Genomic DNA, 14,680 nt, shown 5'->3' with positions numbered 1-14,680 from the left:
AAAAACTGGCTAATTCCCCTTATCTTTGTAAAAAAAGATGATGGCGGATAAAAATTCGGATGAGTTTTATGGCAAGTTAAAAGAACAATTATTGGCCACAAGCAAATGGCCGTCTAATTATCTATATAAGTTTATAGTGTTGTCCGATGCCAATAAAGTAAAAAGTATACATAAAATTTTTGATAATATGGGTGCGGTAATTGTATCCAAAAAATCCAAAAATGGAAAGTATACAAGCGTTTCAATCACTGTAAATTTAAAAAACCCCGACCAAGTAATTGAAAAATATAAAGAAGTAGGGGCCATAGAAGGTGTAATCTCTTTGTAAAATAGTATTTCACCTATAATTTTATTAATTTGCAAGCGTTAAAAGAATACTTCTTCAAACATTTTTAAGATAAATTTTCCAATTTGGATTTAGTAAACAACCTCGAGTACAACACAGAGCGTCCACATTTAATTATACCGGAATATGGTAGACATTTTCAAAAGATGGTGGACTATGCATTAACCATAGAAGACACTGCAGAACGAAACAGGGTCGCCAATTCAATTATCAGCGTAATGGGGAACCTACAGCCACATTTACGTGATGTTCCTGATTTTCAGCATAAGCTTTGGGATCAATTGTTCATAATGTCCGACTTTAAATTGGATGTTGAGTCACCTTTTCCGATTACCTCCAAGGAGATGTTGCAAAAAAGACCAGAACCTTTGGAGTATCCTCAAAATTATCCTAAATATCGTTTTTATGGTAATAACATCAAGCGCATGATAGATGTTGCCGTAAAATGGGAAAAAGGAGATAAGCGTTCCGGTTTGGAATATGCTATAGCCAACCACATGAAAAAATGTTATCTCAATTGGAATAAGGATGTAGTGGACGACAAGACCATTTTTAGTCACCTTTTTGAACTTAGTAATGGTGAGATAGATTTGGCCGCCAAAGGCGAAAGTCTTACGGATAGTGGGCAATTCCTAAAAAACAGAGTATCGAAATCCACAAGGTCCAATTCCGGCAAAAAGAATCGAAATAATAATCGCGGTAAAAAACGCTACTAAATTTTCTTTTCCTAAATGGGAACATTTAAGATAGAAGGTGGTCATTCACTATCTGGTGAAATAACCCCACAAGGTGCTAAAAATGAAGCTTTGCAAATTTTATGTGCGGTGCTTCTTACATCAGAAAAAGTAACCATACATAATATTCCGGATATTGTTGATGTAAACAAGTTAATATCCCTTTTGGAAGATCTAGGTGTAAAAATCCAAAAGAAAGGGAAAGGTTCCTATACTTTTAAGTCCGACGATATAAATTTGGATTATCTTCAATCCGACCAATTTAAACAGGACGGTAGAGGTCTTAGAGGATCTATTATGTTGGTAGGTCCGCTATTGGCTCGTTTTGGCAAGGGCTATATTCCTAAGCCCGGAGGTGATAAAATTGGAAGAAGACGTTTGGACACTCATTTCGAGGGATTCATTAAGTTGGGAGCCAAATTTAGATATAACAGGGAGGAATATTTCTACGGGGTAGAAGCTAAAGAGCTTAAAGGAACATACATGTTGCTCGATGAAGCTTCGGTTACTGGAACTGCAAACATTCTTATGGCTGCCGTATTGGCAAAAGGTCAAACAACAATTTACAATGCCGCCTGCGAGCCCTATTTACAGCAATTATGCAAAATGCTTAATAGAATGGGAGCCAAGATTTCCGGTGTAGGTTCCAATTTGTTGGAAATTGAAGGTGTAGATGCTCTTGGTGGTACAGAACATACCATGTTACCCGATATGATTGAAATTGGGAGTTGGATTGGACTTGCCGCCATGACGAAAAGTGAACTGACCATTAAAAATGTAAGCTGGGACGACCTAGGTCAGATTCCAACAACATTCAAAAAATTAGGTATTCAATTAGAGCGCAAGGGAGATGATATATATATACCTGAGCATAAAAATGGATATGAGATTCAAAATTATATCGATGGTTCTATTTTAACCATTGCAGATGCTCCATGGCCGGGATTAACACCCGATCTATTGAGTATTATTCTTGTTGTGGCAACACAGGCCAAAGGCGAGTTGATCATTCATCAAAAAATGTTTGAAAGTCGTTTGTTTTTTGTGGACAAGTTATTGGATATGGGAGCAAAAATTATTCTTTGTGACCCACATAGGGCAGCGATTATCGGGCACAATTTTAAATCTACCCTAAAAGCCACAACAATGACCTCTCCGGATATTAGGGCAGGAGTTTCTCTTTTGATTGCGGCACTTTCTGCCAAGGGAACTTCTACTATTCACAATATTGAGCAAATTGATCGAGGTTATGAGGATATCGATGTTAGGTTAAGGGCAATAGGAGCAAAAATTGATAGGGTCTAACAACCTTTATTTTTCCACAACCGTACCATCTGGGTATTTTGCAAATCGACCTTTTTCTGAAGGATGAACATTATCCGGATAAGGCCATGGCCAACCTCCAAATTGTGTTAGCCTATAAGTTTGCATAACCTTTTGGATTTCGTCATCCGTATTCATAACAAAAGGACCATACTTAGCAACTGGTTCGTCAATGGGTCTGCCCTGCAGAAGTAGGAATTTGGCGGATTTTCCTTTTACATGTATAGAAACTTCACTTTCGGAATTCAACTCAATGCCATGGTCGGGAAAAACCTCTTGATTATCTATTAAAGCAGAATCTCCTTCGTAAAAATAAAGTGTTCTATTTAGCGGTTGAGATGCTTTAGGTAAGGTTAAAGTACCATTTGATGTAATTTTGATATTCCATATGGCCACCTCATTCGTTTTATCAAAGGCCCAAGAATCGGGGGCAGGGTCGGGACCCTTTTCATTTTCAAAATCACCTGTGACTATTTTAATCGCCGCATCTTCCTTTTCAATGATTGGAATGTCTTCATGCCAAATCATTTTAAAATGAGGATCCGCAAATTTTCCAGTTTTTGGAAGGTTTAACCAAATCTGAAACAATTCCATGGTGTTTTCTTTATCGGTATTTAAAAGGGGAAACATTTCGGAATGTTGTACACCGCTACCTGCGGTCATCCATTGTACATCACCTTCCCCAAACCTACCAGCGGCACCTAGGGAATCGGAATGATCACAAAACCCTTTGTTGACCATGGTTACAGTTTCAAAACCACAGTGTGGATGAACTGGAAAGCCAGGAATGGTTTGACCATGGTACATGCGCCATCCATCTTTTATTGTAAAATCGTTGCCTAAGTTTCTGCCTTCAAGAGAGGCATTAGGACCAAGTTCACTATTACCCTTGGGAAAGAAATCCAAATGATAGACACAGAAAAGAAAGGGGTCCTTCGTTTGCCACGGAAAGCCCAATTTAAATATTTTGAGAATAGAAGTGCTCATGAATTACTAATGCTTTATAAATTTAATGTTCTGCGGTATTTATTTCCACCCAGTTATTTTCAGGGTCTTGCACATAGATTTGTCGTACCCCATCCGCTCTTAAAGTAACTGCATTTGGTTTTCCGGGCCAATCTGAATAAGGGATATGCTTATCTTCTAAATAGGCTATAAAATCATCTAATTTTTGGGTGGCAAGGCACAGGTGCACACTCTTGCTATGCTTCATGGCAACACTGTCTTTTCCTATTAAATGTAATTGAGAATTACCATGGATTACAAACCATCTAAATCCACTGGTAGCGGATGGATGTGGTATTTCTTTTAGCCTTAAAATATCCCTATAAAAATCACCTGTTTTTTCCAAATCTTTAACAATTACGGAATAGTGGTCGTATTTGAAGTCGAATGACTGCGCAGCGCCTATTAGACACGAAAACATAAAAAGGGTAAAAAATAACTTCTTCATTATTAGGATAAATTGAGATTTTTTGTATTCTATGTAGAATAGCAAAATTAGTTCTTTGAAAGTTCCTCTATTTTTTTCTGGATAATATCTGCTTCGGCATATTTATTATCGCTGGCTTTTCTATCCGTTTTTGATAAATTAAACGCTTCTTTTAGCAATTTTCGATTCTTTTCCTCTAATTTCTCTAATTCTGTTTTTTTCTTAAATAATCCAAACATAGCTTCTTATTATTTATCACCTATTGGTGGTGGCCCATCAATCATGGGCTCATATACTTCATCTCCTTTTCTTGTTTTAAATTCCTCTTTCACTTCTTCGACCATTTTAGGATTTTCAAAAAGGTCAAGCATCGTCATTCCCATAGCTTTAGCGGCATAGACCATACCTTTGTGTCCTATGGACATTCCACCGCAGGCAACTACTGCCCAAGAGTGCCATGGTGTATCTTTAGGAGCAACTGTAACGCCCAAATTTATATTGGGAACGTTCCAGCTTACATCGCCAACATCGGTAGATCCTCCACCAGGACTTTCTTCCGTTTCCTTTAATGGATATATTTTACTGTCCATGCCTACTTCAGGTTTTCCTGTAGCTTTTTGTATAGCCTTTCCAAAAGCTTGTTCTTCTTCCGTATAAGTTATGGGACCTAAAAGTTCAAGGTTGGACTGCATAATTTCGCCTCCAGTTCTATTCACCAAGGTTTCGTAAATACCAGATACTAAGGATATTTTGTAATCTACATTGGCCATAATTGCTGCACCTTCTGCCATAGCCTTAACGCGTTCATAGGTCGGTAGCATTTTCGACCTTTTTGGGTCACGAACCCTTACCCAAAGTTTGGCATAATCCGGAACAACATTTACAACTTGGCCACCATCTTGTATATGATAATGTATTCTTGAAGTTGGAAGAATATGTTCCCTATAGTAGTTGATTCCCGTAGTATATAATTCCAAGGCATCTGAGGCACTTCTGCCGTTCCAAGGATCTGCAGAGGCGTGAGCTGCCTGACCGTAGAACTCCACAATGAAGTCAATTAGGGAAAGTCCACTTTGCACATCTGCTTCAATACCAGCAGAAGGATGCCAACTTACATTCACGTCTACATCATCCCATAGTCCGGCTTCTACCATCCAAACTTTTGCAAAGTATTTTTCTTCGGCCGGTGTACCCAAAAACTTTACAGTTCCCTTAATTTTACCGGCATCCATTAATTCTTTAATGGCAATTGCGGCACCGAGGCTAGCCGTACCAAACATATTATGACCACAACCATGACCGGCAGCGCCTTCTTTTAAGGGTGATTTTTCAGGAGATGCTTTTTGTGAAATCCCCGGAAGAGCATCAAACTCTCCTAATATACTAATAACTGGTTTTCCTGAACCATAGGTTGCTGTGAATGCTGTGGGAATATTCGCCACACCCCTTGTCACGTTTAAGCCATTTTTTTCGGCATAGTCTGCCAAAATTCTGGAAGATTCCGTTTCATCAAAAGCAGTTTCCGCCAGTGCCCATATGGAGTCACTTATTTTTATGAGTTGTTCTTTATGGTTTTCAACAGAAGCAATGACAGACTTTTTGTTTTTGTTCATTTTTTGACCGTGAAGGTTGACCGCAAAACAAAAACTTAAGGCCAGAAATAGAAGTTTTTTCATTTTAATTGGATTATTCGGTTAGGTATATCATTCGTTTAAAATACATGAAGGCGTGGTACTTACCCACGTTCAGTAAATATAGGCTTTTATACATTTTTATTAAAGTTAAATGGAAGGTGATTTCAGCGAATTTTTAAGTAGAAAAGGAAATGTATTTCTTACTTCCCTGCTGAAAAATATAATTAATGGCATGGTTTTTCGTTATATATCAGTCCATTAGGTCCCAAACTTAAAATTATGAGAAAGTCTAGCCTTTTATTCTTGCTATCAACTATTATTTTATTTAATCTTTCCTGTAGCTCTACAAATAGATTGACCATGGGGGTCACTACCCCTCCTAGAATTGCCATAACGGCAAATGTCACAAAAATAGGTATCATTAATCGCAGTATTCCATCCGAAGAAAATAACAAATTGGATAAGTTGGATAAGATACTTTCGCTTGAAGGTTTGAATTTGGATAAGGAAGGCGCAGAATTTGCCTTAAATGGGCTTTTGGATGAATTAAGCAGGGACGATAGATTTGAAATTGTAAAAATAATTGATGATGTTGAGGCGCAAAGAAAAGGCTTGGGGGTATTCCCGGCAGCTTTACCTTCTGAATTGGTTGAGGAAATTTGCAAAGACAATGACGTTGACATACTATTTTCACTTGAATTTTATGATACCGATACAGCTGTGGATTACGAATTGGGAACAGTGAACGTTCCTAACAATATTGGAATTAACATTGGAATTCCCGGACATAAGCTGACATTGAATACTGTCGTAAAAAATGGTTGGAGAGTTTATGACCCTGTAACCAAAAGTTTGTTGGATGAATATATTTATAATGATTATCTAACTTCTGTTGGAGAAGGAATAAATCCTGTTAAGGCATTTGAGGCCATTGCCGGAAGAAAAGAAGGAGTCATGCAAATAAGTAGTAACATTGGTGTCGATTATGGACTTTTGACCAGACCTGTAAATATTAGGGTAGCCAGGGATTATTTTGTACGTGGTACCAACAACTTTAAGATTGCCATGAGAAGAGCTAGAACGGGAAATTGGGACGGAGCTGCAGATCTTTGGGCTGCAGAACTTGACAACCAAAAAATGAAAGTAGCGGGAAGGGCGCATTACAATATGGCCATTATCAATGAGATAAACGGTGATTTAGAAAAAGCACTGGAGTTTGCTTCAGCTTCTTATTCCGATTATGAAACAAGATTGGCTTTGACCTACGTAAATATTTTAAAGCGCAGAATTGCCCAACAACGGCAATTGGAAACCACTTTTGACCAGCTTTCCAGATAATCCATTAATTGTTTAGGGCCTCTTTATACGTATCTAGACAACGTTCCCTAGCTTTTTTATGATCTACCATTTTATCCGGATAGTTCAACTCTTGAAGTTCGGGTACCCATTGGTTTATATATTCTTTTTGTTTATCGAACTTATCTACTTGGGTCATTGGATTGAATATTCTAAAATAAGGAGCTGCATCAACCCCACTGCCAGCAGCCCATTGCCAATTGCCTATGTTTGAGCTCATTTCATAATCCAGCAATTTTTCGGCAAAGTAAGCTTCTCCCCACCGCCAATCGATTAATAGATGTTTGCAAAGAAAACTGGCGGTCAACATCCTAACCCTATTGTGCATATAACCGGTAGCATTTAGCTCCCGCATTCCGGCATCCACCAAGGCATAACCTGTTTTACCATTTTTCCATTTTTCGAATTCATCTTCATTGTTTCGCCATTCTATTCGGTCGTATTTAGGTTTGAACGCTTTGTTCTTGGTATGGGGGAAATGCCAGAGAATTTGCATAAAAAATTCGCGCCAAATCAACTCGCTCCAAAAAACTTCATTTTCTTCATTAATGGCCTTCTTCATCATTTTCCTAACCGATACGGTTCCAAAACGTAAATGTGGACCTAATCTTGAAGTTCCATTTTCTATTGCAGGAAAATTTCTGGTGTCTTCGTAATTATTAATTAGGGTAGGCGTCACCGTATAATCAGGTACGGAGATTTTAGACTTTTCAAAACCAATATCGCTTAAACTTAAATTGGGAAGTCTCGTATTTTCAATGAGATTGTTTAAATATGAATTTGTGTAATGTATTTCTAGATGTTCTTCACTGTCGAATGCTTCTTTCCATTTGTTTTTATATGGAGTATAGACTACATAAGGGTCTCCATCACTTTTTACCACTTCCGATTTTTCAAAAATGACCTGATCCTTAAATGTTTCAAAAGCTATATTTTCTTTCTCTAAGAGAATCCTTATTTGTTCGTCCCTCTCTTTTGCGTATGGTTCGTAATCCCTGTTTGTAAAAACAGCTTCAATAGTATGTTTTTCCAATAATTCTTTAAAAACTTCAGTTGGTTTTCCATAATAGATTGCCAAGGAACTGTTCCATTCTTCCTGCAACTCCTTTCGCATTTTTTGTATAGTATTATGGATAAAGGTTACTCGGGCATCATCCTTTGATAAATTTGAAAGTATTTGCGAATCGAAAATAAAAAAGGGAAGAACATTGTTGTTACTTTTAAGTGCTGCAAGAAAACCAACGTTATCATCCAATCTTAAATCCCTCCGAAACCAAAAAACGTTATACTTGTCTGAAGGCATTTAATTCAAATTTAAAGTTGAAATGCCACCATCTACGCCAATAACCTGTCCTGTCATCCAAGAACTTTTTTCACTTAATAGGAAAGAAACTATATTTCCAATATCTTCCGTTTTTCCCACTCTTTTCAAGGGATGCCTTTCACTCATGGACTCCCTTTTCTTATCATTGTTTAAAAGTCTGCTAGCCAATGGAGTATCTATTAAGGATGGTGCAATTACATTCACTCTCAATTTTGGGGCATACTCCGCAGCCAAGGATTTTGCGAAGCCTTCAATTGCTCCTTTTGCCGCTGCAACACTCGTGTGAAAGGGCATTCCGTTACTAACGGCTACCGTACTAAAGAATATCAAACTGGATGATTCGGTCATTTTAGGCATTATATCCTTGACCACACGAATTAAACTAAAAAAATTGATTTCCATATCCTCCTCAAAGGTATCCAAACTCATCATTTTAAATGGTTTCAGGTTGATGGTGCCTGGACAATATACAAATCCATCCAGTTCGGGTAGGTCATCCATGTTTAAGGAATCTTTTGTAGCATCAAATTTTATATGTTCAATATTTTGATGTGACTCAGATGGCTCGGAACGGGTTGCAATAATCAATTTGTGTGATTCCTTTAATTGTTCAACCACATTGGACCCAATACCATGAGTACCTCCAATAAGTAAAATAGTTTTCATTTATATCGTTTTAAATTCAATCGTATTATCCATGCCCTCTATAGTACCAAATAGCGAATTCAATTTTTGCTCTCGATAATTAAAAATTTGCTGTAATTGCTTTTTAACCAAAAATGGATGCACCAATTGACCCAAGAATCCAAAAGGAAGCTTATAGTCGATGATATCTTCCATTTCTATTCCTTCCTTGACCTCTTTGATAAAATGTTTATGGTGCCACAAAGTGTAAGGTCCAAAACGTTGCTCGTCTACAAAATAGCTCCCTTCTTTTACATGGGTAATTTCAGTCACCCATTTAGTAGTATAGCCAGGAAATGGCTTTACTCTGTATTGGATAATTTGACCAGGAAACATCTTTTTGTCTGCACCGGAAAGTATATCAAAACCCATATGATCGGGCGTTATAACTTGAAGGTTTGCCGGATCAGATAAAAAATTCCAAGCCTCTGACTTACTAATTGGCAAGTATTGCTTTGACCTTAATTGATAGAGTTGCATTTCATCTTTTAATCAAATATAAGTTCAATTATGTTTAACAAAAATATATTAAGGTTAAACAATGTATAAAATTTTGACCCTCTGAAGTCCATTTATTCTTTATTTAATCGACGAAAGTAGGTTACTTATAGGGTAATTATTTCTAAATTCTTTTCTGAATAAAGGTTTTTGTAAATTTCACTCCAAGGTGAATGTATAGATGAGATATTTAACCGGTTTAATTCTATTTTCAGTTACAATGCTTACAGCCCAGCACACGGTTACGGAATTGGGTATGTTAGATGTGACCATAAGCGAATCTTCTGGGTTATTGTTTTTTAACGACCGTTTAATCACGCATAATGATTCGGGTAACGAGGCCATACTATATGAAATCGATACCACGTCTTTGACCATAGTAAGACAGGTAACTGTGATCAATGTAGAGAACAAGGATTGGGAAGCCCTAACTCAGGACGAAACCCATATTTATATTGGTGATTTTGGAAATAATGTGGGTACTAGGACGGATTTATCCATATATAAAATAGATAAAAACCAATATTTGGAACAAGATCAGGTCGTTGCAGAAATAATCGAATTTCGTTATGAGGATCAAACGGAATTTGATAATGACGGCAATTCCGATTGGGATGCAGAAGCTTTTATTGCAATGGACAACCAATTGGTTGTGTTAACCAAGCAATGGCAAAGCTTGGGCTCTGTGGCCTATTCCATTCCAAAAATTGCCGGTAATCATTTGGCCACGCGAATTGGGGAAATAAGTGATATAGGTCTGGTTACAGATGCTACTTTCGACAATGTTTCCAATGAGCTATTCGTTCTAGGTTATTCCTCCATATTGACCCCCTTCTTACTTAAGTTTGAAAACGCTGCCCCTAGCAGTATTTTTAATCCGGACTACCAAGAATATGAATTGGGGTTATCCTTTGTACAAACCGAGGGGATTACGCGAACAAGTGAAAATCAGCTTTATTTTACCTCTGAATTTTTTTCTAGACAAACTCCCGCAATTACCAGTGAAGCTAGAATATTCAATTTAGAATTTGTTGCGGAAAACAATTCTGGAGATGGGCCCAATGAACCGGAAGTACCCGATGAAACACCTGAAAATGAGACCGAAGAGGCTATAATCATTTACAGGGATGCTAGCTTGGGAGAATTTTTATATACTATTAATACAACCAATACTGTTTTTGGTGGTTCCATATTTGATTCATCTGGGAGAATGGTTTGGACATCTGAAGAAAACATCGCTACAACCGGTTATATTTCAAGAAGCCTTGGGAGACCAGGAATATTTTACTTTGCCGCCTATTTGAATACGGGAATATTATCCGTTCCTTTTGCACTTTATTAGTTTATTATATTTCTCTTATTTAAGACTTTGTTAACAAATGTGGTTTTGGTTTATAACTAGTTTTGTTAAAACTAATTAAATCAATTAACTATGAACAAAGTAGTACTTTTCCTTTTAGCCATTGTGGCTTCTTTATCACTTGAGGCACAAATAAATACACCCGCACCGAGTCCGGCCTCCAAATTAATGCAAATGGTAGGATTAACAGAAGTTATTGTAGATTATTCCAGACCTTCCATGCGAGGAAGAACTGTATTCGGTGATTTGGTCCCTTACGGAAAATTGTGGCGTACGGGTGCCAATGCTTATACTAAAATAACTTTTGATACGGATGTTACCATAGCTGGGAATAATGTTGAAGCAGGTACTTATTCTATATTTACAAAACCAGGTGAAAAGGAATGGGAAGTGTTTTTCTATACTGATATCCTTGGAGGTGGTACTCCATCTGAATGGGATCAAAGTAAGATAGTGGCAACTGCTAATGTGCCTGTTTATCCTATTGAAATGCCCATTGAGACTTTTACAATCACGATTGACGATATTACCTCTAGTGGCGCAAATTTGGGAATTATGTGGGAACAAGTATATGTAGGTGTTCCTTTTGAGGTTCCTACAGACGAAGCTGTAATGAGCAGTATCGATAAAGTACTTTCTGGCCCCGGTGCTGGAGATTATTATGCAGCAGCCGTTTATTATTCCAGTGAAGGAAAGGATATTCAAAAGGCCAAGGATTGGATGGACAAAGCTATGTCTATGACTGAAGATCCAGCCTATTGGCAGTTAAGGCAACAGTCTTTAATCTTGGCAAAATCCGGAGATAAGAAGGGGGCTATAGAAGTGGCCAAAAAATCACTCGCAAAGGCTACAGAAGCAGGTAATGAAGATTATGTTAAGTTGAACAAGGATTCCTTAAAAGAGTGGGGGGCTAAATAATAAGCGTATTTGAGTATTTAAAGAATACACCACAAACCAAATAATTAGGTTTGTGGTTTTTTTTTAATTTTTTAAGACTTGAACACCGTCACCAATTTCAAGCTGGTAGATTTCACATTCTATAGTGGTTTCTTCCTTGTACTTGTTTTTTATTGTATCTAAACAACTTTCCAAATTATCCGTTTTAATCAAATTGATGGTGCAGCCTCCAAATCCACCACCCATCATCCTTGACCCTTTGACATCTTCAAGTTGTTCACCTGTTTTGACTAAGTAATCGAGTTCTGGGGTTGTAATTTCATAGTCCTTGGACATCGCCCAATGTCCCTCCAATAAAATTTCACCTACAGAGACCGCCCTACCGGATTTTAAGACCTCCATCATTCTAAGTACCCTTTCGTTTTCCTCCAAAACATACTTTGCCCTAATGTAGTCGACTTTTTCGATTTCAAGTTCAATTCTTTCTAAATCGTCAAAGCTAACATCCCTTAAAGAGGAGACAATCTCCTTATTAATTTTTATTTTAGAAACAACTAGTTCGCAAGAACTTCTACGCTTATTATATTCCGAATCTACGGCAAGATTGTGTTGTATTTTGGAGTCTATCAATATCCAACTATATCCTTTCAAATTTATGGGAACATATTTGTGGGTCAAATCCCGACAATCTAGAAAAAGTGCGTTATTTTTTTTTCCAAATAAGACAGCGAATTGGTCCATGAGTCCACAATTTAAGCCAATTCGATGTTCGGCTTCTTGGGCAATCAAAGCATTTTCTTCTCTAGAAATGGATAGGTTCAAAATATTGGAAACACTGAAAATAAATCCACAACATAATGCTGCCGAAGAAGAAAGCCCGGAACCAATTGGAATATCACCACCAAAAACACAGTCGAATCCCTCTAATCTATGGCCTCTTTCAATCAGGATTTTAATAATTGCCTTAAAATAGTTACCCCAAAAGGCTTCAAACGATTTATGGTTTCCATTAATATCGAACTTTATTTTTTCAGGTGCAGTTAAAAAAGTTTCAATGTGTATATCGCTACTTTCATTTTTCTGAATTGCGAAATAAATGGCTTTTTCGATAGATGCAGGTAGTACAAACCCCATATTATAATCGGTATGTTCACCGATGAGATTTACTCTTCCCGGCGCCTTTACCAATAATGGTGAATCATTATAGTGCGATATGAACGAGGCTTTAATACTATCTAAAACCATATTTAATTAAAGAATTTACTATTTAATTTTGGCTAGGGGAGAGCGGGCGATTTAGCATTCTATCGAAGGCTTCAAAAATAATAGCCATTACAATTACCAAGGCAGCGCCTATGAAATTCAACCAAAGGTATCCCAGCTTTTCCTCTCCAGCAGGATAAATATGTATTAGATTATAATAAATGATACAAACAATAATTTGCGTAATGATTGCTGCAAAAAATACTGCATTTCCTTTGACAAACTTAAAGAAAAAGGCCAGAAGGAAAATACCGAGTACATTCCCGTAAAAGATGCTTCCAATAATATTTACCAACTGAATAAGATTATCAAAAAGATTAGCGATACAAGCGATTAAAATTGCAATGACACCCCAGGCTAACGTGAACGCCTTTGATGCCCATACGTAATGTTTTTCTGTAAACACCCCTTTTTTATTTCTTTTATACAAGTCCAAAGCGGTAATTGTGCCCAAAGCATTTAGTTCTGAAGCTGTTGAGGACATAGCTGCGGACAGAATTACCGCCAATAAAAGTCCAACAAGGCCTTTGGGCAAATTGTTCAAGATGAAATGAATAAAGACATAGTCCTTATCATTTGTTTCTATGGAATCATCAGCTTGCGAAATCAAGGATTTTGCGGCAATCCTATTTGTGCTATCTTTTTGATTAATTGTAATTATATGCTGTTTTGCTTCTTGAACGGCATCGTACTCCTTAATATCAAGTGCGGTTGAAAATTGGTTTTGTGCAATTCTTTTTTCAGCTTCCAAAGCTACTTGTCCCTCCTGCAATATTTTATAGTCTTCAGCATATTCAGATTCCATCACGGCGGTTGTAGCTGCTGGGTTAAAGTTTAGGGGTGAAGGATTGTATTGATAAAATACAAAAACCATAACTCCCACTAGAAGAATGAAAAACTGCATGGGAATCTTAAAAATTGCATTAAAGACCAAACCTAATTGACTTTCCCTTATCGATTTACCAGATAAATAGCGTTGTACTTGACTTTGATCGGTACCGAAATAGGCGAGTGCCAAAAACAAACCACCCGTAATACCACTCCAAAAAGTATATCTACTTTTTGTGTTCATACTAAAATCAAGAATATTTAATTTATTGCTCGCACCAGCAACCTTAAGTGCTTTCGAAAATGTCATATCTGAAGGAAGAAAGCCCATAATGAAAAAGAAGGCAATGAACATTCCTGTCATTATAATGAACATTTGTTGTTTCTGTGTAACACTAACTGCCTTTGTACCACCCGAAACCGTATAGATAATGACCAAGGTTCCTATTATGATATTTAGGGTGCCTAAATCCCAACCTAAAACAGCCGATAGAATAATTGAAGGTGCAAAAATGGTTATTCCTGCGGCAAGGCCTCTTTGTATTAAGAATAAAATAGCTGCAAGCGAACGGGTCTTAAGGTCAAATCTACCCTCAAGGAATTCGTATGCCGTGTATACCTTCATTCGGTGATATATGGGAACAAAAACCAAGCAAATGATGATCATGGCTAAAGGAAGGCCAAAATAAAATTGCACAAAACCCATTCCATCATGGAAAGCCTGACCTGGTGTTGATAAAAAGGTAATAGCACTTGCTTGAGTGGCCATTACTGAAAGCCCTATGGTCCACCATTGAGCTTCGCTACCTCCTTTAACGTAATCGTCAACATTGGTACTTCCCTTGGTCTTCCATACACCATAGGAAACAATAAATAATAGGGTTCCACAAAGAATTGTCCAGTCTAGTGCTCCCATGTTACGTGAATGATATCATGATCAAGTAAAAAACGATAATATAGATTAGATTAAGAATAAGAACTAAAGAGTATTCCCTTTTCCA

Annotated in this window: 15 protein-coding genes; 6 read left to right on the top strand and 9 right to left on the bottom strand. The window is 37.3% G+C overall.

Features of this window, described 5'->3' with window-relative positions; genetic code table 11:
* Positions 1-40 precede the first annotated feature (40 nt).
* The 3 genes from PP182_RS08215 to murA all read left to right on the top strand — a co-directional run bounded on the left by PP182_RS08215 (position 41) and on the right by murA (position 2,385).
* Positions 41-328, top strand: a complete 288-nt coding sequence (locus PP182_RS08215) for a DUF493 family protein (RefSeq protein WP_272650898.1) — start codon at positions 41-43, stop codon at positions 326-328.
* Between the two features lie 83 nt (positions 329-411).
* Positions 412-1,062, top strand: a complete 651-nt coding sequence (locus tag PP182_RS08210; RefSeq protein ID WP_272650868.1) for a DUF4290 domain-containing protein — start codon at positions 412-414, stop codon at positions 1,060-1,062.
* Between the two features lie 15 nt (positions 1,063-1,077).
* Positions 1,078-2,385: a UDP-N-acetylglucosamine 1-carboxyvinyltransferase gene (murA, locus tag PP182_RS08205; RefSeq protein WP_272650867.1), complete on the top strand. Its 1,308-nt coding sequence runs from the start codon at positions 1,078-1,080 to the stop codon at positions 2,383-2,385.
* Between the two features lie 6 nt (positions 2,386-2,391).
* Here murA and PP182_RS08200 read toward each other — a convergent pair whose 3' ends face one another.
* Genes PP182_RS08200 through PP182_RS08185 form a run of 4 tightly spaced genes read right to left on the bottom strand, consistent with a single transcriptional unit; the run spans position 2,392 to position 5,511 of the window.
* Complete coding sequence (locus PP182_RS08200; RefSeq protein WP_272650866.1) at positions 2,392-3,390, bottom strand: pirin family protein; 999 nt, start codon at positions 3,388-3,390, stop codon at positions 2,392-2,394.
* Positions 3,391-3,412: 22 nt separating this feature from the next.
* Complete coding sequence (locus tag PP182_RS08195; RefSeq protein ID WP_272650865.1) at positions 3,413-3,856, bottom strand: VOC family protein; 444 nt, start codon at positions 3,854-3,856, stop codon at positions 3,413-3,415.
* A gap of 47 nt (positions 3,857-3,903) precedes the next feature.
* Positions 3,904-4,074 (bottom strand): Lacal_2735 family protein, encoded by a 171-nt coding sequence (locus tag PP182_RS08190; RefSeq protein ID WP_272650864.1) that lies wholly within the window; start codon positions 4,072-4,074, stop codon positions 3,904-3,906.
* Positions 4,075-4,083: 9 nt separating this feature from the next.
* Positions 4,084-5,511, bottom strand: a complete 1,428-nt coding sequence (locus PP182_RS08185) for an amidohydrolase (protein ID WP_272650863.1) — start codon at positions 5,509-5,511, stop codon at positions 4,084-4,086.
* 237 nt (positions 5,512-5,748) lie between these two features.
* Here PP182_RS08185 and PP182_RS08180 point away from each other — a divergent pair, with 237 nt between their 5' ends.
* Positions 5,749-6,807, top strand: coding sequence for a DUF6340 family protein (locus PP182_RS08180; RefSeq protein WP_272650862.1), 1,059 nt, complete (start codon positions 5,749-5,751; stop codon positions 6,805-6,807).
* Positions 6,808-6,811: 4 nt separating this feature from the next.
* On the opposite strand, the gene PP182_RS08175 is transcribed toward PP182_RS08180, so the two are convergent.
* Genes PP182_RS08175 through PP182_RS08165 form a run of 3 tightly spaced genes read right to left on the bottom strand, consistent with a single transcriptional unit; the run spans position 6,812 to position 9,313 of the window.
* Complete coding sequence (locus PP182_RS08175; RefSeq protein WP_272650861.1) at positions 6,812-8,128, bottom strand: cryptochrome/photolyase family protein; 1,317 nt, start codon at positions 8,126-8,128, stop codon at positions 6,812-6,814.
* The gene (locus tag PP182_RS08170; protein ID WP_272650860.1) at positions 8,129-8,815 is read right to left on the bottom strand and encodes an SDR family NAD(P)-dependent oxidoreductase; all 687 of its coding nucleotides are present in this window, start codon (positions 8,813-8,815) and stop codon (positions 8,129-8,131) included. It abuts the gene before it with no gap.
* Positions 8,816-9,313 carry an SRPBCC family protein gene (locus PP182_RS08165; RefSeq protein WP_272650859.1) on the bottom strand — a complete coding sequence of 166 codons (498 nt, stop codon included), beginning with the start codon at positions 9,311-9,313 and terminating at the stop codon, positions 8,816-8,818.
* Positions 9,314-9,512: 199 nt separating this feature from the next.
* Between PP182_RS08165 and PP182_RS08160 the strand changes: the two genes are divergently transcribed.
* The gene (locus PP182_RS08160) at positions 9,513-10,673 is read left to right on the top strand and encodes a hypothetical protein (RefSeq protein WP_272650858.1); all 1,161 of its coding nucleotides are present in this window, start codon (positions 9,513-9,515) and stop codon (positions 10,671-10,673) included.
* Between the two features lie 90 nt (positions 10,674-10,763).
* On the top strand, positions 10,764-11,609 hold the full coding sequence (locus PP182_RS08155) for a DUF2911 domain-containing protein (RefSeq protein ID WP_272650857.1): 846 nt from the start codon (positions 10,764-10,766) through the stop codon (positions 11,607-11,609).
* Between the two features lie 63 nt (positions 11,610-11,672).
* Here PP182_RS08155 and galK read toward each other — a convergent pair whose 3' ends face one another.
* Together galK and PP182_RS08145 are read right to left on the bottom strand one after the other, a co-directional pair.
* The gene (gene galK / locus PP182_RS08150; RefSeq protein WP_272650856.1) at positions 11,673-12,833 is read right to left on the bottom strand and encodes a galactokinase; all 1,161 of its coding nucleotides are present in this window, start codon (positions 12,831-12,833) and stop codon (positions 11,673-11,675) included.
* 22 nt (positions 12,834-12,855) lie between these two features.
* Positions 12,856-14,595, bottom strand: a complete 1,740-nt coding sequence (locus PP182_RS08145) for a sodium:solute symporter (RefSeq protein WP_272650855.1) — start codon at positions 14,593-14,595, stop codon at positions 12,856-12,858.
* Positions 14,596-14,680 lie beyond the last annotated feature (85 nt).

The organism is Maribacter sp. PR1 (assembly GCF_028464145.1).
GTDB lineage: Bacteria > Bacteroidota > Bacteroidia > Flavobacteriales > Flavobacteriaceae > Maribacter.
This window is presented reverse-complemented; position numbering and strand designations above follow the sequence as displayed.